The organism is Kitasatospora sp. NPDC051170 (genome assembly GCF_044455705.1).
GTDB lineage: Bacteria > Actinomycetota > Actinomycetes > Streptomycetales > Streptomycetaceae > Kitasatospora.
Window position 1 is genome coordinate 83,725 of sequence record NZ_JBITFA010000015.1, and the last position, 25,144, is coordinate 108,868.

Sequence of the window (25,144 nt, forward strand, 5' to 3'; positions counted from 1 at the left end):
GTCCGAACCACATAGCGGGCCAGGGGAATGTGGGGCTCGGCGATATGCCATTCGGCAGATTCGCGCCGGTATCACCCGAGCCCGCCACCATGGCCAAGAACCATAGTATCTTCACGCTTGAGTGGTGATCACTCCTCCTGCTTCTTGCGATCGCTCTTGTGTTCCATGAGAGTTGAAGCCGCCAACGGGGGGAGCAACCATGACCTTGCCGTTCTCACGACGAGGGGACGTCGGAACGGCCCACGAGGGGACCAGCGGGACCAGCGACAAGGGGTACGACGAGGCCCTGGCCATCGAGCCGGAGCCCGAAGCCCCGTACGACTACGGCCACTTCAGCCGCCTTGCCGGCCCTGCCCACGATCCGGACGAGCAGGACGAGCAGGACGCGTACGACTCGTACGACGCGTACGACGACCTCGGCGGTGGCGTCTACCGGTCGGAGCCCCGCTTATCCGGGCCGGACGGGCCCGCCGACCCCGCCGCGCCCTACCGCGTCCGCTACCGCAGCCTGCTGCGCCACGAGCCGCACCGCCTGCGCGCCGCCCTGTTACTGGTGGCCGCGCCCGTGGTGGAGGCCGTCCTGCTGGTCTGGCTGCTGCTGCCGGAGCACTGGCCCGAGCGCGTCGACGAGACCGACTCCCTCGTCCTGCTGGGCGACAAGGTGATGATCGGCATCATCGCGCTGGTCGAGCTGTTCCGCCTGGTCAACGTCGTCTCCAACGTCCACGCCACGCTCGCGGCCCGCGACCCGATCCCGGTGACGCCCGAGCGCGGCACCCGGGTCGCCTTCCTCACCACCTGCGTGCCCGGCAAGGAGCCGCCGGAGATGGTCCGGGCCACGCTCCTCGCGGCCCGCTCGGTCCGGCACGAAGGACCGTACGACGTCTGGCTGTTGGACGAGGGAAACGATCCTGCGATGCGCTCCCTCTGCGCCGAACTGGGCGTACGCCACTTCAGCCGCGCCGACCGCCCGCACTGGAACGCGCCCAAGGGCCGCTTCCGGGAACGGACCAAGCACGGCAACTACAACGCCTGGCTCCAGGCGCACGGCGAGGACTACGAGTTCTGGGTCTCCGTGGACACCGACCACGTGCCGCTGCCCGACCTCTGCGAGCGCATGCTCGGCTACTTCCGCGACCCCGACGTGGCCTTCGTGGTCGGCCCCCAGGTCTACGGGAACTACCGCAGCTCCGGATCCGCCGTCACCAAGTTCTCCGAGAGCCAGCAGTACCTCTTCCACGCCCTCATCCAGCGCGCCGGAAACCGTTACGGCGCACCGATGTTCGTCGGCACCAACAACGCCGTCCGGATCACCGCGCTCCGGGGGATCGGCGGACTGTCCGACTCCATCACCGAGGACATGGCCACCGGCCTGGAGATCCACCGCAGCCGCAACCCCGGCACGGGCGAGCGCTGGAAGTCCGTCTACACCCCGGACGTCCTCGCCATCGGCGAAGGCCCGTCCTCCTGGACCGACTTCTTCTCCCAGCAGCTGCGCTGGAGCCGCGGCACCTACGAAACCCTGCTCACCCGCTACTGGCGGGTGATGTGGCGGCTCTCGCCCGGCCGGCTGCTCAACTACACGCTGATGCTGTGCTTCTACCCGATGGCCGCGCTCACCTGGCTGCTCGGCGGCGTCTCCAGCGTGCTCTACCTGGGCTTCGGCGCCTCCGGCGTCCACGTCTCCTCGGAGATCTGGATGATGCTCTACAGCGACGCCGCCGCGCTCCAGCTCCTGCTCTACACCTGGAACCGCAAGCACAACGTCAGCCCGCACGAGCCGGCCGGCTCCTCCGGGGTGGCGGGCATGGTGATGTCCGCGCTGTGCGGCCCGATCTACGCGGCCTCGCTGCTCCAGGCCCTGGTGCGCAGGCGCGGCCGCTTCGTGGTGACGCCCAAGGGCCGCTCGGCCAGCACCGACCGGCCGGGCACCTTCCGGTACCACCTGTTCTGGGCGCTGGTGTTCGGCGGGGCTGTCACCGCCTCCTTCTTCACCGGCCACGACCACGTCGCCATGCGCACCTGGGCCTGCATCGCGCTCGCGCTCACCGTCCTGCCGGTGCTGCTGCTGGCCGCCGACGCCGTGCGGCGGCGGCGCACCCGGCCCACCGCGAACCTCGCCTTCACCGGAGGGCCGGGGGCGCCGAGGGTCGTCCTGGAGAAGCGGGACAGCCCGACCGTGCCGCTCCAGCTCGCCCGGGGGCCGCTCGTCGAGGCGCCGATCGAGGGGCCACTCGTGGGGCCGCTCGTCGAGGGCCCGTTCGTCCACCAGTCCGCTGAGCTCGTCTCCCGAGGGGACTCCACCACGTGAAGATCCACAAGGCCGGGCGGACCAGGCGCTTCGCCCTCGGCAGCACCGTCGCGCTGACCGTCGCCGGCATGAACGCGCCCGCCGTCCTCGGCTTCGCCGGCGACCGGTACCACCAGTACGTGATCAACCGCCCCGAGTACAAGGCCGAGTTCGGGCACTGGCAGACCCTCACGCTGCCCGCGAGGTTCCGGGTCAACGCCGTGCACGCCACGCTGCTGCACACCGGCAAGGTGCTGATCATCGCCGGCTCCGGCAACGACGAGAAGCAGTTCAACGCGGGCACCTTCAAGAGCCTGCTCTGGGACCCGGCGAACAACACGTACAAGCTGATCCCCACCCCCGCCGACATGTTCTGCGGCGGCCACGCCTCCCTCCCGGACGGCCGGGTGCTGGTGGCCGGCGGCACCGCCCGGTACGAGAAGCTGGACGGCGCGGTGAAGAAGGCCGGCGGCGTGATGCGGGTGCGCAACGAGAGCCCCGACCGCGCCCGGACCTTCGACAAGGGCACCGTGTTCGTCGGCCCGAACGGGCGCGAGTACGTCTCCACCGCCCCGGTGACCGTCCCCGCCGCGACCAAGGCCGGCGCCGGCAAGCAGACCGTCGTCACCGCCGGGGAGCAGCACGTCTACGTCGAGGCCCTCGGCGAGGGCCGGGACTGGGTCGCCGCCGCGCCCGCCCAGTACCGCGTCAAGGGCCTGACCGGCGCCGACGCCCACAACCTGTACGGGCAGAGTGCGAAGATCACCCTCGACAAGCAGGAGTACCAGGGCATCCGGGCCGCCTTCGAGTTCAACCCGGACACCGAGCTGTACGAGCAGGTCACCGACATGGCGCACGCCCGCTGGTACCCGACGCTCACCGGGCTCGGCGACGGCCGGGTGGTCACCGTCTCGGGCCTGGACGACACCGGCGAGATCCTCAACGGCAACGACAACGAGGTGTACGACCCGAGGACCAAGTCCTGGTCCAAGGGCCCCGACCGCTACTTCCCGACCTACCCGTCGATCTTCCTGACGGCGAGCGGCAAGCTCTTCTACTCCGGCTCCAACGCGGGCTACGGCCCCGCCGACAAGGGCCGCGTCCCCGGCGTGTGGGACCTGGCCACCAACGCCTTCCAGCCCGTCCCGGGCCTGCGCGACCCCGGCCTGACCGAGACCTCCGCCTCGGTGCTGCTGCCGCCCGCGCAGGCGCAGAAGGTGATGGTGCTCGGCGGCGGGGGCGTCGGCGAGTCCCCGCGGTCCACCGCCCGCACCGACATCGTCGACCTGAGCAGGCCCGAGCCCGCGTTCACCCCCGGCCCGGACCTCCCGGCCGGCGGCACCCGCTACCTCAACAGCGTGATCCTGCCGGACGACACCGTGTTCACCACCGGCGGCTCCAGCGGCTACCGGGGCCGGGGCGACAGCGACCTGCTCAAGGCCCAGGTGTACCACCCGGATTCCAACACCTTCACCGGGGCCGCCGAGCCGACCGTGGGCCGCGACTACCACTCCGAGGCGCTGCTGCTGCCGGACGGACGGGTCGCGGTGCTCGGCTCCAACCCGCTGTTCGCGGACAAGGCGGAGACCCAGCCGGGCGGCTTCGAGCAGCGCATCGAGATCTGGACCCCGCCGTACCTGTACCGGAGCGGGCGCCCCGAGGTGAGCGCCGCGCCGGCGGCGGCGAAGCTCGGCGGCACGGTGAAGGTCGGGACCTCCCGGCCGGAGGCGGTGGCCACCGCCAAGCTGATCCGGCCGAGTTCGGTCACCCACGTCACCGACGTCGAGCAGCGCTCGGTGGCGCTGGACATCACCGGGCGCGGGCCGGACGGCGTCTCGCTCGCGCTGCCGAAGAATCCCGACCTGCTGCCGCCGGGCTGGTACATGCTGTTCCTGACGGACGGCGCCGGGACGCCTTCGGTGGCGCGCTGGATCGAGGTCGGCGGTTCGTAGTCCGGTTCACTGCCCGGCGAGGTTCACTGCCTGGCGAGGTTCACCGCCCGGCGCGGTTCACTGCCCGGCGCGGGCGAGCCCCAGGGCGTACGGCAGCCAGAACTCGCCCGCCCGGGGCTCGCCCCGGCCGCACTCGCCGTCCGACTCGCCCGGGTTCTTGATCCACAGGTAGGCGTCGATCCCGGGGCGGCCGGTGTCGGCGGTCGGCGCGGTGCCCAGGGCGCGTCCGGGCGGGTTGCACCAGGCCTCGGCCCCCGCCGAGCCGTTGCCGTTGCGGCTGGTGTCGACGACGAAGTGCTTGCCGTCCAGGGCGGCGGAGAGCCTGGCCCCGTAGGCGGCGTCGCGCTCGGTGTCGTAGAAGTTGGAGACGTTGACGGCGAAGCCGTCCGCCGCCGCGACACCGGACTTGCGCAGGGCCCCGGCCAGCTCGGCCGGGTCCTGCACCCAGCCGGGGTTGCCGGCGTCCAGGTAGACCCGGACGTTGGGACGCTTCTTCAACTCCTGGACGGCGAAGGCCAGGAGGCCGTAGCGCTCGGCGGCCACGTCGCCCTTGACCCCGCAGCCGTCCAGGGTGTGGGCGACGGCGTCCGGCTCCAGCACCACCCAGGCGCGGCGGTCGCCGAGGGCCTGAGCGACCTCGGTGATCCAGGCCCGGTAGGCGGCCGCGTCGGCGGCGCCGCCCGCGGAGTAGAGGCCGCAGTCACGGTGCGGGATGTTGTAGGCGACGAAGACGGCCGTCCGGTTCGCCTCGGTGGCGCGACGGCCGACCTCCTCGGCGATCCGCCGGGCGCCCTGCTCGCCGAGCCACTGCGAGGAGGGCTGGGCGGCGATCCTGGCCAGGGCGTCGGCCTCGGCCGTACGGCCCTGGGCGCGCAGCTCGACCAGTTGGCGGGCGGCGTTGGTCCGGTCGGAGACGTAGAAGGTCTGGCCGGGCAGTTGAGGCAGGGTTCCGGGGGGTGAGTTCGGTGTCGCCGTCGCCGGGGGTGCGGCCTGGACGGCCGAGCCGCCCGTGGCCCCGCCGGAGTCGCTGCAGCCCACCAGCAGCCCGGCGAGAACCGCTCCCGCCGACCACCGCAATGTCCCCACCCGGCGCACGTGATGCCCCTCCCCAACCGGTGCTGCCCACCGGCCGGGCACAAGCTAAGCACATCCGGAGCCGCGCGACCGGCCCGGGTGGTGAACGCCGGGTGGCCGTGGGGGGGGGGGGCGGGCCCCCCCCCCCCCCCCCCCCCCCCCCCCGCCGCCCCCCCCCCCCCCCCCCGCCCCCCCCCCCCCGGGGGCGGCCCCCGGGCGGGCCACCCGCCCCCCCCCGGGGGCCCCCCCCCCCCGGCGGGGGGGGGGGCGGGGGGGGGGCGGGGGGGGGGCGAACCCCCCCCCCCCCCCACGGCCCCTGTCCGGCTGTCAGCCCAGCCGACTGTCCTTCTGCAGCCCTGGCGTCAGTCCTTCTTGAGGTCCGGCACCCGCCAGTCGATGGCCTCGGCGCCGAAACCGTCCAGCGCCGTGTTGATCTGCGAGAACGGCCGGCTGCCGAAGAACAGCTTCGCGGACAGCGGCGACGGGTGCGCGCCCTGCACGACCACGTGCCGCTCGGTGTCGATCAGCGGCAGCTTCTTCTTGGCGTAGTTGCCCCACAGCACGAAGACCACCGGCTCCTCGCGCGCGCTCACCGCCTTGATCACCGCGTCGGTGAACTTCTCCCAGCCCTTGGCCTTGTGCGAGTTGGCCTCGTGGGCGCGGACGGTGAGCACCGCGTTGAGCAGCAGCACGCCCTGCTCGGCCCAGTGCATCAGGTAGCCGTTGTCGGGGGCGGGGATGCCGAGGTCGGCGTCCAGCTCCTTGAAGATGTTGCGCAGCGAGGGCGGCGTCCTGGTGCCGGGCAGCACCGAGAAGCTCATGCCGTGGGCCTGGCCGTCGTCGTGGTACGGGTCCTGGCCGAGGACGAGCACCCGGACCTTCTCGTACGGCGTGGCCTCCAGGGCGCTGAACTCCTGGCCGCTGGGCGGGAACACCTGGTGCTCCGCGCGCTCGGCCGCCACGAAGGCCGCCAGCTGGGCGAAGTACGGCTTCTCCGTCTCGGCGCCCAGCACCTCGCGCCAGGACTCGGGCAGCTCCAGCCCGCCGCCCGTACCGGCGTCGACCGCGCTCTCCTGGACCGTGTCCGTCACGACATCTACCTCCCACACTGCGGCTCCCGCGCCGCGCACCCTCTAACACCCCGAACGCTACACAGGCCCACCGACAGCCCGCTCCGCGGTCTCATGACTCTCCTCCGGGGGCACGGCGGTTGCGGCCGCGCGCTCGACCTTCAGGTGCTCCACGACGTTGAGCGCCACCATCAGCACGGCCAGCGCCACCAGCACCACCAGCGCCGGCAGGCGCACCATCGCGGGTGCCAGGGCCAGCACCAGCACCGCCGCGACCACCCGGGTCGTGGCGACGGTGCGGAACATCATCCAGCGCGTGTACCCGAAGGTCGCCAGGTAGAGCGCGCAGCCCCCGTACAGCAGCGTCACCGCGCCGGGGCCGAGCACCCGCCAGGGGTCGGCGACCGTCTCCCCGAAGCCGACGGCCACCCCGATCACCCCGGCGATCAGCGCGAGGTGCCCGTACTGGAAGACTCGCCGGATCACGTCCCGCCGCGAGTCGGCGATCTCGACGGCGTGGCGCATCGCGTCCGCCGCGTAGACGAAGTACTGCCACCACAGCCCGGCCGAGATGGTGAACGCGGCGGCCACGGCGGCGAGTTCGGCCGCGTCCAGCCGGGCGCCGGCCGCCGTGCCGCCGATGCCGACGATCGACTCCCCCAGTGCCACCAGCAGGAGCAGCGCGAACCGCTCCGGCATGTGGGCGGGATGGTAGGCCACCGCGGCCAGCCTGCGCCGGAACACCACCGGCACCGAGAGGTCGCACAGCGCGGCCGTCGCCCACAGCGCCAGCCGCGGACCGTCCGGCAGCAGCCCGCCCAGCACCAGCAGCGGGCCGCTGACCAGCACCCCGGCTCCGTACGGCCCGCGCCAGACGCCCGGGATGTGGATCAGCATGAGCAGCAGCACCACCCGGGCCAGCCAGTACCCCAGGCCCAGCAGCAGCCCCCTCCCGCCCCAGGCGCCGGGGACGGCCAGGGCCATGAACAGGCCCGCGAGGGCGACGAGCAGGATGCCGAGGCGGTCCCGCAGGTTGTCCACGTCGCGGATGTTGGCCTGCACGGTGGTGCCGACCCAGCACCAGTACACCGGGACGAAGACCACCAGCGCCTGCACCAGCCCGAGGGGGCCGTGGTCGTGGTGCAGCAGCCCCGAGACCTGGGTGATCGCGAAGACGAAGACCAGGTCGAAGTACAGCTCGGCCCAGGTGACCCGCTTCTCCTCCGAACCGCCCGCCTCGACTACACCTGTCGTACTCATCCGCCCGTTCCTCCCCGCCCGCCCCATGACTACATCCGTAGTGCCACTACTTCTGTAGTGGCACCACGCCCGGCGTACGAAGGCCCCGTTCCGGCGATCGCCGGAACGGGGCCCACGACAGCACCGCAGAAACTAGACCAACTCGACGAGGTCCGCGATCGACTTGACCACCCGGCCCGGCCGGTACGGGAACCGCTCGACGTCCTCGGCGGCCGTCAGACCGGTGAGCACCAGGATGGTCTCCATCCCGGCCTCCATGCCCGCGACGATGTCGGTGTCCATCCGGTCGCCGATCATCACGGCGCTCTCCGAGTGCGCCCCGGCCGTGTTCAGCGCCTCGCGCATCATCAGCGGGTTGGGCTTGCCGACGAAGTACGGCTCCACGCCCGTCGCCTTGGTGATCAGCGCCGCGACCGACCCGGTGGCCGGCAGCACGCCCTCGGTGGAGGGGCCCGTCTCGTCCGGGTTGGTGCAGATGAACCGCGCGCCCTGGTTGATCAGCCGGATCGCCTTGGTCAGCGCCTCGAACGAGTACGTGCGGGTCTCGCCCAGCACGACGTAGTCCGGGTTGTTGTCCGTCAGCACGTACCCGGCCTGGTACAGGGCGGTGGTCAGGCCCGCCTCCCCGATCACGTACGCCGTCCCGTTGGGGCGCTGCCCCTTGAGGAACTTCGCGGTCGCCAGGGCCGAGGTCCAGATGCACTCCTCCGGCACCTCCAGCCCCATCCCGGCCAGCCGGGCGCTGAGGTCGCGCGGGGTGTAGATGGAGTTGTTGGTCAGCACCAGGAACGGCTTGCCGGACTCCCGCAGCCTGCGCAGGAACTCCTCCGCCCCCGGAATCGGCGTGCCCTCGTGGATGAGGACCCCGTCCATGTCGGTCAGCCAGGACTCGATGGGCTTGCGGTCTGCCACGTGCGTGTCTCCCGAAGTGTTGCAGCGTCTTGCGAGGGGCCCTGACGCGCCCCAGCCTAATCCGCGCACTCCGACGAGGACAGGACGTATCGCCCCCCGGACGCCCGCCCCAACACCGGGCGGCCGGATCGGGAGGAAAGGGACGGGGTGTGGTTGGGTGGGCGGCATGAGCGATGGGACGGCGGGTGCGGTGCGGGTCGGGCTGATCGGGTACGGGCTGGCCGGGGCGGCGTTCCACGCGCCGTTGATCGCGGCGACGCCCGGGATGCGGCTGGAGGCCGTGGTCACGGCCAATCCGGAGCGGCGGGAGCAGTTGGCGCGCGAGCATCCCGGGGCCCGGGCGGTGGACACGCCCGAGCGGCTGCTGGCGGATCCGGAGGGGCTGGACCTGGTGGTCATCGCCTCGCCTAACCGGACGCACGCGCCGCTGGCGAGGGCGGCGCTGCGGGCGGGGCTGGCCACGGTGGTGGACAAGCCGCTGGCCGGGACGGCCGCCGAGGCGCTGGAGCTGTGCCGGCTGGCGGACTCCCGCGGGGTGCTGCTCTCCGTGTTCCAGAACCGGCGCTGGGACGGGGACTTCCTCACGGCGAGCCGGCTGGTGCGCGGCGGAGCGCTGGGCCGGGTGCACCGGTTCGAGTCCCGGTTCGAGCGCTTCCGTCCGAAGCCGAAGCCGGGCTGGCGGGAGCTGGCCGATCCGGCCGAGGCCGGGGGCACGCTGTACGACCTGGGCAGCCACCTGGTCGACCAGGCGCTCACGCTGTTCGGACCGGTCGAGACGGTGTACGCGGAGGTGGACGTGCGCCGCGACGGCGCGGTGGTCGACGACGACGCCTTCCTCGCCCTCACCCACGCCTCCGGCACCCGCTCCCACCTGTGGACCAGCGCCCTCACCCCGCTGACCGGCCCCCGGCTGCGGGTGCTCGGCGACGCCGCCGGCTACGTCAAGGCGGGCATGGACCCGCAGGAGGCCGACCTGCGCGCGGGCCTGCGCCCCGGCGACGGCCGCCCGTGGGGCGCCGACCTGCCGGAGCGCTACGGCACCCTGGGCACGGACGAGTCCGCGATCTCCCTGCCCACCGACCCGGGCGACTACCCGGCCTTCTACGCCGGCATCGCCGCCGCCCTGGCCTCCCCCGGCACCCCGCCCCCGGTGGACCCGTACGACGCGGTGGCCGCCCTGACCGTCCTGGAGGCCGCCCGCGCCTCGGCGGCCACGGGGACGACCGTCCGGCTGACCTGACCTGACCTGACCGTCCGGCTGACCTGACCGGGCGGCTGACCTGACCGACCGGCCCCTTACCCGTCCTTGATCACCGCCCCTACGATGACCGGATGAGCACACCCGGAGGGCGGCCGCTGAACCGCGACGAGCAGCGGGAACGCGAACGGGCCTGGTCCGCACAGCAGAAGGAACGCGAACGGGCCTGGACCGAGGAGCACCGGGAGCGCCAGGCCGTCCTGGAGGTCGAGCAGCGCGAGCAGCAGCGGGTCGAGTTCGCCGCCCAGGAACGCACCGCCTGGGCGCAGGGCAGGCGCGCCGGGCTCATCGGCCACGTCGACGTCAGCGCGCCGGACGGCGAGCAGGTGCGGATCGCGGTGGTGTGGCTCGGCCGGTTCCGGGCCACCCGCAAGCCGCTGAACGACTACTCCCCGCTGCGGAGCACCAACGCGACCGGCGAGGGCGTCCTGCTGCTCATCCCGATCGCGGCGCTCATCGGCCTCGACTTCGCACTGCGCTGGGCCGTCCTGGCCCTGCTCGGCCGCCCCCGCTGGGCCGTCGGCGCCGCGGTGGGCGATGACCGGGGCAGGGGCGGGGACAACAACCTCGTCCTCCTGCGCACCCGGCACCGGGACACCGCCCTGCGGCAGGCGTCGGCCCTGGCCGACGCGGTGGAGCGCAGCGGGCGGGCCGCCCTCACACCCCGCCTCACATCCCGCCTCACACCCCGATGACCTCCACCGCCGAGGCCAGCCCCCGGAAGTCCCCCACGTTGCGGGTGTACAGCGGCAGCCCGTGCGCGGAGGCGACGGCGGCGATCATCAGGTCGATCCGCCGCGGCCGCGGCTGGCGCCCGGCGGCGATCGTCAGCGTGACCAGCGTCCCGTAACGGGCGGCCGCCGCCGCGTCGAAGGGCAGCGGCTCGAAGTCGGCCATCGCCGCCCCCAGCACCTCCATCCGCGCCGCCCGGCTGACCGGGTCCCGCGCCATCGACACGCCCTGCTGCAGCTCCGCGAACGTGATCGCGGTCAGCTCCGGAACGGCCGGCAGGTCCGAGGGCCGCAGCAGCGCCAGATCGATGTAGACACACGTGTCCAGCACCCCGGCCGGCCTGCGCCGGGAGGCCCGTCGGCGCTCAGCCACGCGCCCGCTCGAACGGATCGTCGCCCTCGTCCCCGACCAGTTCCTCGGGCCCGAAGTACTCCTCCGCCTCCTTGCGCATCTCCTGGTAGTCCACCCGCGGCAACCTCACGTGCCGCGCCACCAGTTCCTCCGCCGTCAACCGCCGCCGCCCCGAAACCGGCCGCAACTCCGCGACCTCCACCCCGTTCCTGGTGATGTGGAAGGTCTCCCCCGCCTCCACCTGATCCATCACCGCGGCGGAGTTGTTCCGGAACTCCCGCTGGGTAATCGTCTTCATCCCCCCAAGGTAGCCCCGCGTAGCACCACCGGCTACACCCCCGGCAACCCCGCACATCCGCGCGAACAAGCCTCGCTGAGCAACGTCCCCTGCTACGTTCGAGGGCTAACCACATGCACAGAGGGGGGCCTCAGGCGTGCCCGAAACCACCGAGAAGGACCAGAACCCCTGGCTCTACGGCCAGGACGCTCCACCCGCGAGCGACCCGTTCACGCCGCCCCGGGCCACCGGCCCCTGGGTGAGCACGGGAAACGCGGGCCCGTCCGTCCTGGTCCAGCCGGACGTGCTGCACCGGGCCGCCGAGGAGTCCCGCCGCCTGCGCGGCGAGCTGAAGTCCTCGGTCGGCCGGGTCGAGCCGGACACGGCGGCCGCCGTCCAGGCACTGACGGACGGGTGGGCGAGCGGCCCCGCCCTGTCCCAGGCGCTCACCTGGTGGAAGACCCGCTGGAACAGCCTGGACAACCGGCTCGGCCTCGCCGCCGACCGTCTGGACTCCACCGCCCGCAGCTACCACGGAGCCGACGCCTCGGCCGCCACCACCTTCCAGGGGCCGTGACCATGGTGACCTTCGCCCAGCTCCGCGGTGCCTCCTTCGACTCCCTCGGCCACGCGGGCGACACCTGGACCGGGCTCTCCGGCCACCTGGAGCACCTCGCCACCCAGGTCCGGTCCGGCATGCTGAACCCGCTGACGGGCCGCACCGGCGGTCCCTACGCCCAGCCGACCGGCGCCCGTCCGTGGTCGGGTGCGGCGGCCAACGAGGCCGTGCGGGAAATCGGCTTCCTGTCAGACGAGTTGGAGGCTTTCCACTACGAGGCCCTGGCCGTCTCGGCCGCCCTCCACCGGGCCGGCAAGGCGTTCGCCGACGCCAAGCAGAAGCTGACCCGCGCGATCGGCGACGCCGAGGGCCTGGACGCGACCGTGGCCTCGGATGGCACGGTCACCCTGCCGGGCCTGTCACCGGCCGACCGCAACGACCCCGAGGCGGTGGCCTACCACCGGCGGAAGTGGGACGAGGTCCAAGGGCACGTCAAGGTGATGACCGCAGCCGTGGCCGCGGCCACCGAGGCCGACGCCGCCGTGGCCAAGGCCCTTCGCGCCCTCGACCCCGACGAGGTCGACCCGACGAAGCACGCCGACGGTGTCCGCAACGCCCGGAGCGACCTGGAGGCGGCCGCCGGGATGCCGACCGACCCCAAGGAGCTGAAGGCGTGGTGGGCCGCTCTCGACCCCGCCGTACGGGCCGGGCTGCTGGCGTCCGATCCGTCGAAGCTGGTCAAGGCGGGCGTCCTCGGTCCGACCGACTACGAGTGGTCGGCGGCCGACGCGGGAGCGGGGCCGTGGAAGGTCAGAGAACCGGGGCAGGCGGAGCAGAACACCCGGTTGATGGCCCTCGCCCTGATCGCCGGAGGCGAGTTCGTCGGCAATTCGGACGCAGCCGCCAACATGACGCACTACCTGGCGGGCAGTGGAACGCCGCTCTCCGTGGACGTCGACCGCATGCTCAACGACGACGCGACGTTCAGGCAGGCCGCGAACGTCCAACTCGCCGCCAACAAGGCCCAGTGGCGGCAGGCCGCGCTGGACGCCTTCGAGAAGTCGGGTGGCGCACCGGTCTCGATCCCCGTGGAGAGCCCGGTCGCCCACCGGACGTTCCAGGACCGCAACTGGTACCTGGCCGTCGGCAGCCACGCCTACCTCACCTCCGGGGTGGTGACGGCCGTCCCGGGGCCGGACGGACGGCCGCAGGTCTCCCTCCAGTACCAGGTCAACGTCTGGGACCGCTACAACTGGGACCCGGGCAAGAGCACCCCCATCGCGGGCACCAGCGTCACGGACGCCGACATGGCGGGCCTGCACCGGACGGGCCTTGCCAAGGAGTACGACATCACCGGCCGGACCGGGCCGGTCACCGTGCCGCTGGAGGAGGGCGGGGCTCCGGTCGCGGGCCCCGGGACCGGGGGCGGGCGGCACGACTCGCGGGTCGAGACGAGGGGGCAGGGGCAGTGAGGGGTCGGCGGTGGTGGTGGGTGGTGGTGGCTGTGGTGCTGGTGGCGGGGGTGGCTGGGGGTCTGTGGTGGGTGCGGGGTGTGGGGGATCCGGCGGGGGACGGTGGGCGGGCGGGGGCTTGGGCGACGGCGGGGGTGGCGCAGGTCGAGGAGTTCGCGCGGGTGCGGGTGCCGGAGGGGGCGGGTGAGGTGCGCCAGGCGTACCGGAGGGGGTTCCAGGACGATCAGGCGTGGCTGTCGTTCCGGCTGCCGTCCGGCGCGGAGGCGGGGTTCCTGGCCGGCCTGCGGGTGACGGCGGTGCCAGTGGTGCCGACGGACGGCGGGAGCCTCGGTGAGGTCGCGGCGGAGGGGTTCCGCAAGGCGGGGGCGCCCGATCCGCGGCAGGCGGGGGCGCTGCGGACGGGCGGGTTCGTGGCGGAGCCGCTGCCCGGGCACAGTAAGCGGCTGGCGGCGACGGTGTGGGTGGCGGCGGAGCCGGACGGGGGCTCGCGGGTGTGGGTGTACGCGATGGATGCGCCGTAGGACCGCTGGGCGGGAACTCCTGCCGCCGCAGGATCGTCGTGCTGGGCGATAGAACCGTCAGGGTCCTGGACGACACACCGGAGGGGGCGAGGGCATGGCGATCGTGGCGATGGTGCTCGGGCTGCTGCGGGTGTTGACCGGGGATGTGGTGGGTGACGGCGGGGCGTTGGCGTCGGTGGCTGCGGCGGCGGCGGTGGTGCTGCTGGCCGGGACGGCTGCGGTGGTGGTGGCCGGGGCCCGGGTGCTGGGGGTGCGGGCGCCGGCGGCGGTGCGCAGCGGGGTGCTGCGGCGGCGGGCGTTCCGTACGGCGTTCCTTCCGCAGCGTGATCCGGATGCCAGGGGCAGGCGGCGTCCGAGGGCTCCGGGTGTGGTCCCGGCGGCCGTGTAGTCCTGTCGTCGGCTTCGCGGCCGTCCTCCGTCGACCACTCATGTCCTGAGACCCCGGAGGGCTCGCTTCACCATGTCCGTTCTCGCTGTTCTCGACCCGGCCGTCGCCGTCGCGCATGCGGCCGTCGCCGCGCTCGCCCACGTCCTGCCGACCGCGCTCGCGATCGTCCTGTTCACCGTCGCCGTACGGCTGGCGCTGCATCCGCTGGCGCGGGCGGCGGCGCGCGGGGAGAAGGCGCGGGGGAGGCTGGCGCCGAAGGTCGCGGAGTTGCAGAAGGAGCACAAGGAGCGCCCGGAGCGGCTGCGGGAGGCGCTGGCGGAGCTGTACCGGCAGGAGCAGGTGTCGCCGGTGGCGGGGTGTCTGCCGATGCTGGTGCAGATTCCGTTCTTCTCGGTGATGTACCGGCTGTTCACCACGCCGAACGACCTGCTGGACCACACCCTGTTCGGCGTTCCGCTGGGGCTGCACGTCGGGGGTGCGCACGGTGCCGGGCAGGTGGCGGTGTTCGTGGCGCTGGAGGTGGGGCTGGCGGCGGTCGGGTTCGTCAACTACCGCCGGGCGCGACGGGCGGCCGCGGCGCAGGAGACGCCGCAGCCGGGGGCGCGGGTGCTGCCGTACCTGTCGTTCGGGTCGGTGGTGTTCGCGCTGCTGGTGCCGGTGGCGGCGGCGCTGTACCTGCTGACGACGAGCGTGTGGTCGACGGCGGAGCGGGCGTGGCTGTACCGGGGCGTCCCGGTGCCGGCGGCCGCTCTCGCCGTCTGACGCACGACGGGGGTAACGGTCAGAAGTGGCGCAGCAGTTCGGGGAACGCCCCGAGCTGCAGCGTCACCTCCTCCGGGCCGAGCTCGGCGTGCTCGAGCACCCAGGTGCGCTCGTGCGGGATGAAGACGGTGCGCAGCCCGGCCTTGCGGGCGGGGGCGATGTCGGACTTGGGCGAGTTGCCGATCATCCACGTCCGGTCGGGGTCGAGGCCGAGCTCGGCGGTGAGCTGCAGGTAGGTGTCGACGGACTTCTCGGCGACGATGTGGACGCCCCGGAAGTGGTGGTCGATGGTGGAGGCGTCGACCTTGGCCTGCTGCTCGTCCTGGTCGCCCTTGGTGAGCAGCAGCAGGTGGTGCCGGCCGGCGAGCGCGTCCAGGGTGTCGGCGACGCCGGGCATCAGCTCGATCGCGCCGCGGGCGGTGAGCGGGGTGAGCAGGTCGTCGATGCGGGCCACGTCGGCGGCGGTCACCTCGCGGTCGGCGCCGTACAGGTGGCGCAGGCAGTCGACGAGGCTCTGGCGGAAGACGGGGGTGCCGTAGCCGTGGGCGGCGGAGTTGTCGGCCTCGATCCGGTCGAGCAGGGCGGTGACGCGCTCGCGCTCGGCGGGGGTGGTGACCCAGTCCAGGAAGCCGTCGGTGACGCGCTCGAAGAGGACGTTGTTCTCCCAGAGGGTGTCGTCGGCGTCGAAGATGAGGATCTGGTCGGTGTGCATCGGAGTCCTTGGGCGTCGTGGTGGGTCAGGCGAGCGTGCGGGCGGCCCGGTCGAGGGTCGCGCGGAGGTTCTCCTCGGTGGTGCGCAGCCGCGCCTCGTCGAGGGTGAGCCACTCCAGCGGGGCGTCCGGGTTCTCGGGGCGGGCCTGCTCGGGGGTGTCGGTGGCGAGGAGGAAGCGCAGGTCGACGTGCTCGTGGGCGGGTTCGACGGCGTTGGCGGGCACCGGGACCACGACGAGGTGGGCGAGCGCGGCGTCGGGCCAGGGGGTGAGGTCGGTGAGGCCCGTCTCCTCGCGGCCCTCGCGCAGGGCGATGTCCAGCGGCAGGGTCTCCCCCGGGTCGCCGTGGCCGCCGACCTGCAGCCACGCCTGCTGGCGCACGTGCCAGCGCAGCAGGACGCGGCGGGTCGGCGGGTGGAGGATCAGCGCGGAGGCGGTGAAGTGGAGCGCGGTGGCGCGGTCCCAGGCGTCGGGGGCGCCCACCAGGGGCAGGGCCCTGGCGTGGTCGGCGGTCTCGACGGGGCCCTGCGGCCGGTGGTCGTCCAGGAGTCGGGCCAGCTGGGGGCTCTGCACGATGGGGATGCTCCTCGTTCCGCTGCCGGCCACGTCGACCGGGCAGGATGGTCGGGGTCCGGCGAACCCGCGCAGCCTAGCTTCGGGCCGTACCGGCGGCCCAGCGGTTTTCACCCGGATGCCGGACGTACGGGCGGCGCGGACGGGGGGCGCGGACCGGTGGCCGGACGGCGGCCTGGCGGTGGTCGGGCGGTGGTCGGGGCGGGCTTCCGGAGGCCGTAGCCTCTGTGGTGATCACGGTGATCGCGGTGATCGTTTCGGTACGGGGGACAGGTGGAGGGAAGTTCGTGATGGTGGCTGCTCCGGCGCTCGCCGAGCTGCGCGAGGTGTGCCAGCCGCAGGCCAAGCTGCAGAGCCGCAACGGTGAGCACTGGGCGGGCCGGCTGTACATGCGGGCGATCTCGCTGCGGACCACCCGTCAGCTGGTGCGCACCTCGGTGTCGCCCAACACCCTGACCTGGGTGATGGTGGTGTGCGGCGTCGGCGGCGGCGCGGCGCTGCTGATCCCGGGCCTGACGGGCGCGGTGCTGGCGGCGGTGCTGTTCCAGCTGTTCCTGCTGTTCGACTGCGTGGACGGCGAAGTGGCGCGCTGGAAGCGCCAGTTCAGCATGGCCGGGGTGTACGTGGACCGGCTGGGCGCCTACCTCGCGGACGCCGCGCTGATGATCGGCGCGGGCGTACGGGCGGCGCGCGGCGGCTCGGACCTGTGGGTGTCGGCGGGCCTGGCGGCCGCGCTGGGCGTGGTGCTGCTCAAGGCGTCGACGGACCTGGTGGACGTGGCCCGGGCGCGCAGCGGGCAGGCCCCGGCGGACGAGGAGTCGACGCAGCCGCGCTCGCAGGGCATCGCGACGGCCCGCAGGCTCGCCTCGATCTTCAAGATCCACCGGGTGACCAACGGCATCGAGGCTTCGCTGGTGCTGCTGGCGGCGGCCGTGGTGGACGCCGGGCTGCACAACCTGGACGCCACCCGGTGGACGCTCGCCGGGATCACGGTGATCACCTGGGGGATGGTGGTGGCGCACCTGGCGTCGATCCTGTCCTCCTCGCGGCTGCGCTGACGGCAGGGGCGTACGGCAGGGGTGTACGACCGGGGCGTACGGCCGGTGCGTAGCGGGCGGGTGTGCGCGGGGGTCGGAGAGCCCCTCCCCCGCGCGGGGGAAGGCCCGCGCCGAAGCCCGTCCACGGGCGGACGCGGCGGGCCCGGACCGCGCGGGAACGTGGGGACATGACGACGATCCGGCCCCTCACCGCCACCGCCCCGGCACGCACCCCGGCCCGCACCCCGGTGCTCGACCCGGCCGCCGTGCCGGCCGCGCCCCGGTGGGCCGTGCGCGCCGCGCACCTGGCCGCCGTCACCGCGCTGCCGGCGGGCCTGTGGCGGCTCGGGCTGGTCGCGGGCTGGCACGGCGGGTACTCCGACGCCGGCTACCACGCGGTGGGCTTCTCCGGCTGGGGCGCCGTGTGGCCGCTGACCCTGAGCGTGCTGACGGAGGCGCTGGCGCTGCTCACCCTCGGACTGGTCCGCCCCTGGGGCACGGTGCCGCCGCGCTGGGTGCCGTTCCTCGGCGGGCGCCCGGTGAACCCGCGGGCGGTGGTGCTGGCCGCCTCGCTGGGCGCCGCGGGGCTGGTGGTGATGTGGACGCCGTTCGCCGCCTGGTGGAGCGTGGAGCACCCGTACATGACCCCGACCGGGCACCTGCTGGTCGGGCTGCTCTACCTGCCCTCGGTGCTGTGGGGGCCGCTGCTGGCCGCGGTCACCGTCTCGTACCACCGGCGCCACCGCGCCGCCTCGGCCGTCCGGCCCTCCTGACCCGGGCCCGCCCGTCCGCTCCCCCTGCGCCCACCCCCGTACAGTGACGCAGGTCACGGCAACGGCCGGGCGGGGGCGGACAGGACGGGGTGTGGAGACATCGATACGCGCGCGCATCCGCGCCGGGGACGCCGCCGCCTTCGGGGCACTCTTCGAGGATCACGCCCGGGCGGTGCACCGGCACGCCCTGCGGATGACCGGGGACCGGAGCGCCGCCGAGGACGTGGTCTCGCTGACCTTCCTGGAGGCGTGGCGGCTGCGCTCCCGGGTCGACCCGGAGGGCGAGAGCCTGCTGCCGTGGCTGCTGGGCATCGCCGGGAACGTCATCCGCAACACCCGTCGGGCCGCGCGCCGTCACCACCGGGCCATGGCCGCGTTGCCGCCGCGCGAGGAGGTGCCGGACTTCGCCGGCGAGCTGGCCTCGCGGATCGCCGACGCGGAGGAACTGGCCGCCGCCAAGGCCGCGTTGGAGCGGCTGCGCCCGGCCGACCGTGAGGTGTTCGCGCTGTGCGTGTGGGAGGGCCTGGACCACGCGGCCGTCGCCGAGGCGCTGGGCCGCCCGGTGGGGACGATCCGCTCGCGGCTCTCTCGCGCCCGCGCCCGGCTGCGGGAGCTGACGGCGCAGGAGCTGGCCGGGGTGCGGTCCGTACGGGCGTCGCGGCCGCCGTTGGGTGCGGCGGTGCAACGCGCCGGGGGCGGCGGACAGGTGACAGGTGACCGCACCCTCGCGGTTCGGCCGAACGAGGAGACGATCCGATGAACGCCACCCCCGACCGCCGGTCCGAGGCCCCGACCGCCCTAAAGGACCTGGCCGTACGGGAGGAACTGGCCCGGCTGCTGCCGGCCCCGGCCGCCCCGGAACTCTCCGCAAGCCGCCGACTCCTCCTCAAGGAACACCTGATGGACAGCATCACCGAGACCCCCTCCCGCCGCCCCGCCCGCCGTCGCTTCACCCTGGGCATCGCCCTGCCCGTCGCCCTGGCGGCGGCCGTCGCCGGGGTCATCCTCGTGGGCGGCAACGGTGGCAACGGTGGCAACGGCGGCAACGGCGAGGCCGGCGGCCAGAACGACGGGCCCCGCACCCTGGGCAGCGTCACCACCGTCGCGTACACCCTGGAGAGCACCACGGACACCGTCCGTCTGACCATCCTGGAGAACGACAAGCCGGTGGACACCGACCAACTCCAGCGCGACCTCGACAAGTTCGGCATCCGCGCCCGGGTGTACGCCGGCGAGCCCGGCTGCAAGGCCAAGGGGCCGAAGATCGCCACGCACGACAGCGACGACGGCTGGCACATGGAGATGGTGAAGGACAGGATGATCCTCACCGCCCGCCCGGAGGCGATCCCGACCGGCGAGAAGCTGTTCATCTACCTGCCGCTGGCCAAGAGCTCCCCGGAGAACTCCTTCCGCGAGCTGGAGTCCGGGCTGATGAAGTCCCCCGGGCCGGCCTGCATGCCGTCCAGGGAGTTCGTCAACCCGCTGGCGAGCCTGCTCCCTACGCCGTGACCGCCCGCTCCTCCACACCTCGGACGTACGCGGCGAGGACGCTGTCGAGCAGCCCGGGGAAGCGGTGCTCCAGGTCGACGGTGCGCAGCGCGGAGATCCGCCGGTTGGCCTCCTCGCGCTGGATGATCAGCCCCGACTCCCGCAGCACCTTGAAGTGGTGGCTGAGGGTGGACGGCGCGACGTCCACCGGGAAGGTGCCGCAGGGGCGCTCGGCCTCGGCGCGCAGAACGCTCACGATGGTCATCCGGGTGGGGTCGGAGAGGGCGTGCAGGACGTCGAAGAGGTCGATGTCCTCCGTCGCGGGGTGGGTGAGCGCTGGTCGGCGGCGGGTACTTCGGGGCATGTCACGACCCTTCTGATCTGCGATGTTCGACAACCGTCGAAGCGCGGTGCTATCAATGTCAGCACATCAGCTTCGATGTTCGTAGAACATCGTAACGGAGGGGGATCCGACATGCGCGCACTGGTGATGACCGCACCCGGCGGGAGCGAGAACTCGCAGATCCAGGAGGTGGAGGCGCCGCGCCCGGGCCCCGGCGAGGTCGCGATCGACGTGGCCTACGCCGGGCTCAACTTCGTCGACGTGATGGCCCGGCGCGGCGACGGCGGCTACGTCCAGGAATGGCCGTACCGGCCGGGCAAGGAGGTCTCCGGTACGGTCCGCGAGCTCGGCGAGGGCGTCACGGGCCTGGCCGTCGGGGACCGCGTGGTCGCCGCCCCGGTCGGCGGCGGCCTCGCCGGGACGGCCCTCGCCGAGGCGGCGCTCACCGTGCCCGCCCCGGAGGGGCTCTCGCTGCGCGAGGCCGCCGCCGTCCCGCTCGGCCTCGCCACCGCGATGCTGCTGCTCGGCGACGCCGGCCGCTTCACCCCCGGCGACACCGTCCTGGTGCACTCCGCCGGCGGCGGCATCGGCCAGGCGATCGGCCAGCTGGTGCCGCTGCTCGGCGGCGGCACCCTGATCGGCACGGTCGGCCGCCCCTCGAAGGCCGCCGCCGTCACCGACTCCGGCTACCAGCACGCCTTCGCCCGCGACGAGGCCCTCGCCGAGTCCGTCCGCGCCGCGACCGGCGGCCGGGGCGTCGACCTGGTGCTCGACCCGCTCGGCACCGAGGCCCTGGACCTCGACCTCGACGTCTCCGCCCCCGGCGGCCGCATCGTCCTCTTCGGCAACGCGGGCGGCGGCAGCCTCGACGCCCTCCCGCCGCTCGGCCGCCTGATGACGGGCAACCTCACCGTCACCGGCTTCAGCCACCGCTTCCTCGCCGCCACCGCCCCCGAGCGCCTCGGCCGCGCCATCCGCCGCGTCCTCGACCTCCTCGCGACGGGCGGCCTGACCGTCCCCGTCACCGAACTGCCCGGCCTCGACGCCGTCCCCGCCGCCCACGACGCCATGCAGGAGCGCCGGGCCGTCGGCAAGTACGTGGTCCGGGTGGGCGGTTGAGCGACTCGCGTGACGCAGCGTGACGCAGGCCACAGGAAAAGGGTGACATAGGGATGTCGCGCGGGGCCGTCAGCATCGACTCATGACGATCACCGATGAGGACTGCCTCGCCGAAACCCTCGCCTTCAACGCCCGCTTCGAGTCCGCGGCCGCCGAACGCCCCGCCCGCGGACGGACGTTGGACCCCGAGACGCTGGCGCACCTGCGGCGCAACCGGCTGGCCGGGGACGCGCCGCCGGTGCGGCTGGCGCAGGGGCGGGACCGGGTGCTGCCCTGCGGGGTGAAGGTGCGGGTGTTCGCACCGGAGGGGGTCGGGCGGGTCGAAGGCGTGTACCTGCACATCCACGGGGGCGGGTGGGCGTTCGGCTCGGCCGACGGGCAGGACGAGCGGCTGTGGCGGATCGCCGCCGAGGCGCGGCTGGCCGTGGTCAGCGTGGAGTACCGCCTGGCGCCCGAACACCCCTTCCCCGCCGGACCGGACGACTGCGAGGCCGCCGCCCGCTGGCTGGTCGAGCACGCCGAGGCCGAGTTCGGCACGCGGCGGCTCATGATCGGCGGCGAGTCGGCCGGCGCCCACCTGAGCGTCCTGACCCTGCTGCGCCTGCGGGACCGGCACGGCATCACCAGCGCGTTCCGGGCCGCCCACCTGCTATTCGGCCCCTACGACCTGTCGATGACGCCCAGCCAGCGCTCCTTCGGAGCCCGGCCGCTGCTCAGCAACACCGACACGCTGCGCGGGAGTTACGAGCTGCTCACGCCGGGGACCGGCCCGGAGCAGCGGCGCGACCCGGAGCTGTCGCCGCTGTACGCCGACCTGACGGGGCTGCCGCCCGCGCGGATCGTCGTCGGCACGGAGGACCCGCTGCTGGACGACTCGCTCTTCCTCGCGCAGCGGTGGCGGGCGGCGGGGGCGGACGTCCGACTCGGCGTCGTCGCCGGGGCGATGCACGGGTTCACCCTGTTCCCACTGACGGTCACGGACCGCGAGCAGCAGCGGGAACGGGAGTACCTGGCCGCCGCGTAGGCCCGGCGTGTGACGGTAGGTTCGGCCGCATGATCCGTACGCCTCGCCTCTACGCCCTGGTGGAGGAGCTGCGCGCGGCGGCGCCGCGACCGCTGACGGTCGCCGCGCTCGCCGCGCGCTTCGAGGTGAGCACGCGCACCGTCCAGCGCGACCTCCAGGCGCTGATGGAGGCCGGCGTGCCGGTGCGCGCCGTCACCGGGCGGGGCGGGGGCTGGGCGATCGACCCGGCGATGACCCTCCCGCCGATCCGGTTCACCGCCGAGGAGGCGTCGGCGCTGGTCGCCGCGCTCGCCGCCGCCGACGCCTCGGCGCCGTACGCGGGCGCGGTCCGTACGGCGTCCCAGAAGATCGCCGCCTCGATGACCGGCCCCGCCTCCACGGCCGCCCAGCAGCTCGCCACCCGGATCGTCGCCCTGCCCGCGCGGACGGCGGAGTCCGTACGGACGGCCGTGGAGCGGGCGCTCACCGAGGGCACGGTGCTGCTGCTGTCCTACGTCGACGCGTCCGGACAGGAGAGCGAGCGCGCCGTGGAACCGGCCGGGCTGCTGACGGCGGACGGCAAGTGGTACCTCATCGCCTGGTGCCGCACGCGCCGGGCCGGCCGGGGCTTCCGGCTCGACCGCGTCACGGCGGCCACCCCGACCAGGGAGAAGGCGCCGCCCCACGAGCTGTCCGCCCTGCTGCACGGCTCGGCGGCCGCGGGCGCGCAGCAGCCCGGGGCGCTGGCTTCTCTGACGCCTACGCCGCGACACCCCCGTCGACCGCCAGCTCCGCGCCCGTGACGTACCGGGCGCTCTCACCGACCAGGTACGACACGGCGTCCGCGACCTCCGCCGCCGTGCCGTAGCGGCCGACCGCGGTGAGCGAGCGCTGGAAGTCGGCGGACTCGCCGTCGGCCGGGTTCATGTCGGTGTCGATCGGCCCCGGGTGCACCAGGTTGACGGTGACCCCGCGCGGCCCCAACTCCCGGGCCAGGCCCTTGGTGAAGCCGATCAGCGCGGCCTTGCTGGTCGCGTAGAGCACGGCCCCGGGGAACGGCACGCGCTGGGCGAGGCAGCTGCCGATGCTCACGATCCGCCCGCCCTCGGCCAGGTGCTGCGCCGCCGCCTGGGCGTAGAGGTAGGGCGCGCGGACGTTCACCTCCAGCACCCGGTCGACCTCGTCCGGTTCCACCTCCTCGACCGGCCCGACGGCGCCCACCCCCGCGTTGTTCACCAGGACGTCCAGCCGTCCGAACCTCTCGACGACCCCCGCCACGACCCCACGCACCGCCTCCGGGTCCGCGCTGTCGGCGCGTACGGCCCAGCCGGTGCGGCCCATCGCCGTGATCTTGGCGGCCACCTCGCCGGCCGCCTCGGCCGAGCCCTGGTACGTCAGCACCACGTCCGCGCCGTCCTCGGCCAGCCGCAGCGCGACCGCCGCCCCGATCCCCCGGCTGCCGCCGGTCACCAGCGCCACCTTGCCGTCGAGCGCCGCCGCGCCGTTCATCGCCATCTCCACCGAACTCCTCGTTCCCGTCTTGGACATGACTCGATCCTGGACGGGAACGGCTCGGGGTTCCGGCGGTATTCAGACGTGACGTTCAACCTTCAACAGGGTGTCGGCGAACGCGCCCCGCCGCCCCGCCGCCCGGCCGGAACCGGACGCTGATCCCCGCGGAGAATAGAACGCGGGCGCACGGTGTTGGAGTGGCCCATGCGACGAATACTTGTGGTGGGGGCGACCGGCAGCGTCGGTCGACATGTGGTCTCCGGGCTGGCCGAAGAAGGCCACGCCGTACGGGCGGGCGCGCCGCTCGCTGGTCCACGAGCGCGACATCGCCGAGGTCGCGGTGCGGGCGCTCGTCGAGGACGGGCACGACGGCGCGAAGTACCTCGTCACCGGCCCGGAGTCGCTGGAGCACGCCGAGCTGGTGCGGATCATCGGCGAGGAGGCGGGCGTCGAGGTCCGCTGGGAGGAGCTGGACCCGGAGGTAGCCCGCGAGCAGCTGACCACGGCCTGGGGCAACGCGGCGTTCGTCGACGCCCGGCTGCGGGCGTGGGAGTCGTTCACCCGCGAGCCCGAACAGGTGACGGACACCGTGCGCCAGGTGCTGGGGCGCGCGCCGCTGGACTTCCGCGCCTGGGCGAGGGAACACGCCCCGGCCTTCCGCTGACGCTCGGCGGGTGCGCGCACAGGAAGTCGGCGGGGCCGACTTCCTGTGCGCGCGAGCCTCGTGACTACGGATGTAGTGCCACTACTCACGTAGTGGCACTACATCCGTAGTCACGTGTTAGCCGACCAAGCGGCGGCGCCAGTCCAGGGGTGCGACGGTGACGGCCTTGCCGGGATCGCCGTCCCAGTCGGTGCGCAGACCCACGGCCTCGATGGCCGCCACGACCTCGCGGCCGACGGAGGCGGTGGTCTCGGACGAGCCGTCGAAGCCGCCGTAGAGCAGCATCAGCCCGTGCCCGGCCGCGGCGGAGTCCGTGCACTGGGAGTGGAAGTAGACGAAGCCGCGAGTGCCACCCTCGTCCTCGGCCTCGGCACCGATCTCGGCCTGACCGCAGCTGCGGCAGCAGGTGAAGTTCTCGCGGGCCGTGATGCCCGCCTCCTGGAGTGCGTCGAACGCGCGGGTCAGCCGCTCGGGGTCGGTCTCGCCCCGCCAGGACGCCTGCTCCGCAACCCGCTCCAGCCACAGCCGGTCGGTCAGCGCCTGCGCCTGGTCGGGCGAGACGGGCCGGCGGTCCTCGGTGACCAGGTACTCCTCGGCGGTCTCGGCCAGCTGCTCGCGGGAGACGTAACCGGCGGCCAGCACCTCGCGCACGTGCCGCTCCAGCTCCTCGCGCTCACCGGCCTCCAGCTCGAGCGGCGGCACCTCGCGGGCGGGGCCCATGTCCAGCAGCGACCAGTCCAGGCCGCCCTCCCAGCCCTCCTGTCGACGGGCCCAGCCGGTCAGCGCCGCGATCACGGCCTCGGGCCCGTCCACCATCACCTGGTAGTGCCGGTCGGCGGAACCGTCTCGGTGCTCCAGCTCGTAGTCGCCGCCCGCCTTGTGCCAGACCTGCGCGAAGACGTCCGGCAGGTCGGGAATCCGCTGGAGGATCAGGAACCGGTCCCCGTCCTCGCCGATCCGCCGCACCAGCCCGGCCAGCTCCTCGGCGGACACGCGCTCGTGCCGCTCCCAGTTCTCCGTCTTCACCACGATCTCGAGCATGCG

The 25,144-nt window shown here is 73.7% G+C and carries 28 protein-coding genes; 17 read left to right on the top strand and 11 right to left on the bottom strand.

The window, feature by feature from the left end; genetic code table 11:
• Window positions 1-199 precede the first annotated feature (199 nt).
• Together ACIBCA_RS28080 and ACIBCA_RS28085 are read left to right on the top strand one after the other, a co-directional pair.
• Entirely contained in the window at window positions 200-2,311 is a 2,112-nt protein-coding gene (locus ACIBCA_RS28080; RefSeq protein WP_396285796.1) for a glycosyltransferase family 2 protein, read from the top strand.
• The gene (locus tag ACIBCA_RS28085) at window positions 2,308-4,242 is read left to right on the top strand and encodes a galactose oxidase-like domain-containing protein (protein WP_396285797.1); all 1,935 of its coding nucleotides are present in this window, start codon (window positions 2,308-2,310) and stop codon (window positions 4,240-4,242) included. The genes ACIBCA_RS28080 and ACIBCA_RS28085 overlap by 4 nt, the downstream gene beginning before the upstream one ends.
• A gap of 57 nt (window positions 4,243-4,299) precedes the next feature.
• On the opposite strand, the gene ACIBCA_RS28090 is transcribed toward ACIBCA_RS28085, so the two are convergent.
• From ACIBCA_RS28090 to ACIBCA_RS28105, 4 genes are all read right to left on the bottom strand, one after another.
• Window positions 4,300-5,328 (bottom strand): glycoside hydrolase family 6 protein, encoded by a 1,029-nt coding sequence (locus ACIBCA_RS28090; protein ID WP_396285798.1) that lies wholly within the window; start codon window positions 5,326-5,328, stop codon window positions 4,300-4,302.
• 350 nt (window positions 5,329-5,678) lie between these two features.
• Complete coding sequence (locus ACIBCA_RS28095) at window positions 5,679-6,407, bottom strand: uracil-DNA glycosylase (protein ID WP_396285799.1); 729 nt, start codon at window positions 6,405-6,407, stop codon at window positions 5,679-5,681.
• A 57-nt stretch (window positions 6,408-6,464) separates the two neighbouring features.
• Window positions 6,465-7,646, bottom strand: a complete 1,182-nt coding sequence (locus ACIBCA_RS28100) for a low temperature requirement protein A (RefSeq protein WP_396285800.1) — start codon at window positions 7,644-7,646, stop codon at window positions 6,465-6,467.
• Window positions 7,647-7,778: 132 nt separating this feature from the next.
• Window positions 7,779-8,558 (bottom strand): HAD-IIA family hydrolase, encoded by a 780-nt coding sequence (locus ACIBCA_RS28105; RefSeq protein WP_396285801.1) that lies wholly within the window; start codon window positions 8,556-8,558, stop codon window positions 7,779-7,781.
• A gap of 166 nt (window positions 8,559-8,724) precedes the next feature.
• On the opposite strand from ACIBCA_RS28105, the gene ACIBCA_RS28110 reads away from it, so the two are divergent.
• Together ACIBCA_RS28110 and ACIBCA_RS28115 are read left to right on the top strand one after the other, a co-directional pair.
• On the top strand, window positions 8,725-9,798 hold the full coding sequence (locus tag ACIBCA_RS28110) for a Gfo/Idh/MocA family oxidoreductase (protein WP_396285802.1): 1,074 nt from the start codon (window positions 8,725-8,727) through the stop codon (window positions 9,796-9,798).
• Between the two features lie 92 nt (window positions 9,799-9,890).
• Window positions 9,891-10,511 (top strand): hypothetical protein, encoded by a 621-nt coding sequence (locus tag ACIBCA_RS28115; protein WP_396285803.1) that lies wholly within the window; start codon window positions 9,891-9,893, stop codon window positions 10,509-10,511.
• Here the strand turns inward: ACIBCA_RS28115 and ACIBCA_RS28120 are convergent.
• The gene (locus ACIBCA_RS28120; protein ID WP_396285804.1) at window positions 10,498-10,920 is read right to left on the bottom strand and encodes a type II toxin-antitoxin system VapC family toxin; all 423 of its coding nucleotides are present in this window, start codon (window positions 10,918-10,920) and stop codon (window positions 10,498-10,500) included. The genes ACIBCA_RS28115 and ACIBCA_RS28120 overlap by 14 nt on opposite strands.
• The gene (locus tag ACIBCA_RS28125) at window positions 10,913-11,197 is read right to left on the bottom strand and encodes a type II toxin-antitoxin system Phd/YefM family antitoxin (RefSeq protein ID WP_396285805.1); all 285 of its coding nucleotides are present in this window, start codon (window positions 11,195-11,197) and stop codon (window positions 10,913-10,915) included. The genes ACIBCA_RS28120 and ACIBCA_RS28125 overlap by 8 nt, the downstream gene beginning before the upstream one ends.
• A 136-nt stretch (window positions 11,198-11,333) precedes the next feature.
• Here ACIBCA_RS28125 and ACIBCA_RS28130 point away from each other — a divergent pair, with 136 nt between their 5' ends.
• The 5 genes from ACIBCA_RS28130 to ACIBCA_RS28150 all read left to right on the top strand — a co-directional run bounded on the left by ACIBCA_RS28130 (window position 11,334) and on the right by ACIBCA_RS28150 (window position 14,878).
• Window positions 11,334-11,753, top strand: a complete 420-nt coding sequence (locus tag ACIBCA_RS28130) for a WXG100 family type VII secretion target (RefSeq protein ID WP_396285806.1) — start codon at window positions 11,334-11,336, stop codon at window positions 11,751-11,753.
• Window positions 11,750-13,207, top strand: a complete 1,458-nt coding sequence (locus ACIBCA_RS28135; protein WP_396285807.1) for a hypothetical protein — start codon at window positions 11,750-11,752, stop codon at window positions 13,205-13,207. The genes ACIBCA_RS28130 and ACIBCA_RS28135 overlap by 4 nt, the downstream gene beginning before the upstream one ends.
• 20 nt (window positions 13,208-13,227) lie before the next feature.
• The gene (locus tag ACIBCA_RS28140; protein ID WP_396285808.1) at window positions 13,228-13,728 is read left to right on the top strand and encodes a hypothetical protein; all 501 of its coding nucleotides are present in this window, start codon (window positions 13,228-13,230) and stop codon (window positions 13,726-13,728) included.
• 94 nt (window positions 13,729-13,822) lie between these two features.
• The gene (locus tag ACIBCA_RS28145; protein WP_396285809.1) at window positions 13,823-14,116 is read left to right on the top strand and encodes a DUF6412 domain-containing protein; all 294 of its coding nucleotides are present in this window, start codon (window positions 13,823-13,825) and stop codon (window positions 14,114-14,116) included.
• A gap of 72 nt (window positions 14,117-14,188) precedes the next feature.
• Window positions 14,189-14,878, top strand: a complete 690-nt coding sequence (locus ACIBCA_RS28150) for a YidC/Oxa1 family membrane protein insertase (protein ID WP_396285810.1) — start codon at window positions 14,189-14,191, stop codon at window positions 14,876-14,878.
• A 19-nt stretch (window positions 14,879-14,897) separates the two neighbouring features.
• Here the strand turns inward: ACIBCA_RS28150 and ACIBCA_RS28155 are convergent, their stop codons facing one another.
• Entirely contained in the window at window positions 14,898-15,590 is a 693-nt protein-coding gene (locus ACIBCA_RS28155) for an HAD family hydrolase (RefSeq protein WP_396285811.1), read from the bottom strand.
• Window positions 15,591-15,615: 25 nt separating this feature from the next.
• A complete protein-coding gene (locus ACIBCA_RS28160) occupies window positions 15,616-16,161 on the bottom strand; it encodes an NUDIX hydrolase (RefSeq protein ID WP_396285812.1) in 546 nt (181 codons plus the stop codon).
• A 290-nt stretch (window positions 16,162-16,451) separates the two neighbouring features.
• On the opposite strand from ACIBCA_RS28160, the gene ACIBCA_RS28165 reads away from it, so the two are divergent.
• The 4 genes from ACIBCA_RS28165 to ACIBCA_RS28180 all read left to right on the top strand — a co-directional run bounded on the left by ACIBCA_RS28165 (window position 16,452) and on the right by ACIBCA_RS28180 (window position 19,480).
• A complete protein-coding gene (locus ACIBCA_RS28165; protein ID WP_396285813.1) occupies window positions 16,452-17,219 on the top strand; it encodes a CDP-alcohol phosphatidyltransferase family protein in 768 nt (255 codons plus the stop codon).
• Window positions 17,220-17,386: 167 nt separating this feature from the next.
• The gene (locus tag ACIBCA_RS28170) at window positions 17,387-17,971 is read left to right on the top strand and encodes a hypothetical protein (protein WP_396285814.1); all 585 of its coding nucleotides are present in this window, start codon (window positions 17,387-17,389) and stop codon (window positions 17,969-17,971) included.
• Between the two features lie 91 nt (window positions 17,972-18,062).
• Complete coding sequence (locus tag ACIBCA_RS28175; RefSeq protein WP_396285815.1) at window positions 18,063-18,731, top strand: RNA polymerase sigma factor; 669 nt, start codon at window positions 18,063-18,065, stop codon at window positions 18,729-18,731.
• Entirely contained in the window at window positions 18,728-19,480 is a 753-nt protein-coding gene (locus tag ACIBCA_RS28180; RefSeq protein WP_396285816.1) for a hypothetical protein, read from the top strand. The genes ACIBCA_RS28175 and ACIBCA_RS28180 overlap by 4 nt, the downstream gene beginning before the upstream one ends.
• Here ACIBCA_RS28180 and ACIBCA_RS28185 read toward each other — a convergent pair.
• A complete protein-coding gene (locus ACIBCA_RS28185) occupies window positions 19,470-19,823 on the bottom strand; it encodes an ArsR/SmtB family transcription factor (protein WP_396285817.1) in 354 nt (117 codons plus the stop codon). The two genes, ACIBCA_RS28180 and ACIBCA_RS28185, sit on opposite strands and share 11 nt — an antisense overlap.
• Window positions 19,824-19,934: 111 nt before the next feature.
• On the opposite strand from ACIBCA_RS28185, the gene ACIBCA_RS28190 reads away from it, so the two are divergent.
• The 3 genes from ACIBCA_RS28190 to ACIBCA_RS28200 all read left to right on the top strand — a co-directional run bounded on the left by ACIBCA_RS28190 (window position 19,935) and on the right by ACIBCA_RS28200 (window position 22,727).
• The gene (locus tag ACIBCA_RS28190) at window positions 19,935-20,921 is read left to right on the top strand and encodes a zinc-binding alcohol dehydrogenase family protein (RefSeq protein ID WP_396285818.1); all 987 of its coding nucleotides are present in this window, start codon (window positions 19,935-19,937) and stop codon (window positions 20,919-20,921) included.
• 82 nt (window positions 20,922-21,003) lie between these two features.
• The gene (locus tag ACIBCA_RS28195; protein ID WP_396285819.1) at window positions 21,004-21,945 is read left to right on the top strand and encodes an alpha/beta hydrolase; all 942 of its coding nucleotides are present in this window, start codon (window positions 21,004-21,006) and stop codon (window positions 21,943-21,945) included.
• Window positions 21,946-21,974: 29 nt separating this feature from the next.
• On the top strand, window positions 21,975-22,727 hold the full coding sequence (locus ACIBCA_RS28200; protein WP_396285820.1) for a helix-turn-helix transcriptional regulator: 753 nt from the start codon (window positions 21,975-21,977) through the stop codon (window positions 22,725-22,727).
• Here ACIBCA_RS28200 and ACIBCA_RS28205 read toward each other — a convergent pair.
• A complete protein-coding gene (locus ACIBCA_RS28205) occupies window positions 22,684-23,472 on the bottom strand; it encodes an SDR family NAD(P)-dependent oxidoreductase (RefSeq protein WP_396285821.1) in 789 nt (262 codons plus the stop codon). The genes ACIBCA_RS28200 and ACIBCA_RS28205 overlap by 44 nt on opposite strands.
• Before the next feature lie 214 nt (window positions 23,473-23,686).
• Between ACIBCA_RS28205 and ACIBCA_RS28210 the strand changes: the two genes are divergently transcribed.
• Window positions 23,687-24,100, top strand: coding sequence for a hypothetical protein (locus ACIBCA_RS28210; protein ID WP_396285822.1), 414 nt, complete (start codon window positions 23,687-23,689; stop codon window positions 24,098-24,100).
• Window positions 24,101-24,217: 117 nt separating this feature from the next.
• On the opposite strand, the gene ACIBCA_RS28215 is transcribed toward ACIBCA_RS28210, so the two are convergent.
• The gene (locus tag ACIBCA_RS28215; RefSeq protein WP_396285823.1) at window positions 24,218-25,141 is read right to left on the bottom strand and encodes a DUF6891 domain-containing protein; all 924 of its coding nucleotides are present in this window, start codon (window positions 25,139-25,141) and stop codon (window positions 24,218-24,220) included.
• Between the last annotated feature and the right edge of the window lie 3 nt (window positions 25,142-25,144).

What these genes read in the sequence shown, in the direction of transcription:
- ACIBCA_RS28195 (WP_396285819.1), top strand. Translation starts at nt 21,004, where the DNA reads ATGACGATCACCGATGAGGACTGCCTCGCCGAAACCCTCGCCTTCAAC.
- ACIBCA_RS28080 (WP_396285796.1), top strand. Translation starts at nt 200, where the DNA reads ATGACCTTGCCGTTCTCACGACGAGGGGACGTCGGAACGGCCCACGAG.
- ACIBCA_RS28145 (WP_396285809.1), top strand. Translation starts at nt 13,823, where the DNA reads ATGGCGATCGTGGCGATGGTGCTCGGGCTGCTGCGGGTGTTGACCGGG.
- ACIBCA_RS28185 (WP_396285817.1), bottom strand. Translation starts at nt 19,823, where the DNA reads ATGCCCCGAAGTACCCGCCGCCGACCAGCGCTCACCCACCCCGCGACG.
- ACIBCA_RS28180 (WP_396285816.1), top strand. Translation starts at nt 18,728, where the DNA reads ATGAACGCCACCCCCGACCGCCGGTCCGAGGCCCCGACCGCCCTAAAG.
- ACIBCA_RS28100 (WP_396285800.1), bottom strand. Translation starts at nt 7,646, where the DNA reads ATGAGTACGACAGGTGTAGTCGAGGCGGGCGGTTCGGAGGAGAAGCGG.
- ACIBCA_RS28170 (WP_396285814.1), top strand. Translation starts at nt 17,387, where the DNA reads ATGACGACGATCCGGCCCCTCACCGCCACCGCCCCGGCACGCACCCCG.
- ACIBCA_RS28150 (WP_396285810.1), top strand. Translation starts at nt 14,189, where the DNA reads ATGTCCGTTCTCGCTGTTCTCGACCCGGCCGTCGCCGTCGCGCATGCG.
- ACIBCA_RS28125 (WP_396285805.1), bottom strand. Translation starts at nt 11,197, where the DNA reads ATGAAGACGATTACCCAGCGGGAGTTCCGGAACAACTCCGCCGCGGTG.
- ACIBCA_RS28155 (WP_396285811.1), bottom strand. Translation starts at nt 15,590, where the DNA reads ATGCACACCGACCAGATCCTCATCTTCGACGCCGACGACACCCTCTGG.
- ACIBCA_RS28165 (WP_396285813.1), top strand. Translation starts at nt 16,452, where the DNA reads ATGGTGGCTGCTCCGGCGCTCGCCGAGCTGCGCGAGGTGTGCCAGCCG.
- ACIBCA_RS28190 (WP_396285818.1), top strand. Translation starts at nt 19,935, where the DNA reads ATGCGCGCACTGGTGATGACCGCACCCGGCGGGAGCGAGAACTCGCAG.
- ACIBCA_RS28115 (WP_396285803.1), top strand. Translation starts at nt 9,891, where the DNA reads ATGAGCACACCCGGAGGGCGGCCGCTGAACCGCGACGAGCAGCGGGAA.
- ACIBCA_RS28215 (WP_396285823.1), bottom strand. Translation starts at nt 25,141, where the DNA reads ATGCTCGAGATCGTGGTGAAGACGGAGAACTGGGAGCGGCACGAGCGC.
- ACIBCA_RS28200 (WP_396285820.1), top strand. Translation starts at nt 21,975, where the DNA reads ATGATCCGTACGCCTCGCCTCTACGCCCTGGTGGAGGAGCTGCGCGCG.
- ACIBCA_RS28205 (WP_396285821.1), bottom strand. Translation starts at nt 23,472, where the DNA reads ATGTCCAAGACGGGAACGAGGAGTTCGGTGGAGATGGCGATGAACGGC.
- ACIBCA_RS28210 (WP_396285822.1), top strand. Translation starts at nt 23,687, where the DNA reads ATGTGGTCTCCGGGCTGGCCGAAGAAGGCCACGCCGTACGGGCGGGCG.
- ACIBCA_RS28110 (WP_396285802.1), top strand. Translation starts at nt 8,725, where the DNA reads ATGAGCGATGGGACGGCGGGTGCGGTGCGGGTCGGGCTGATCGGGTAC.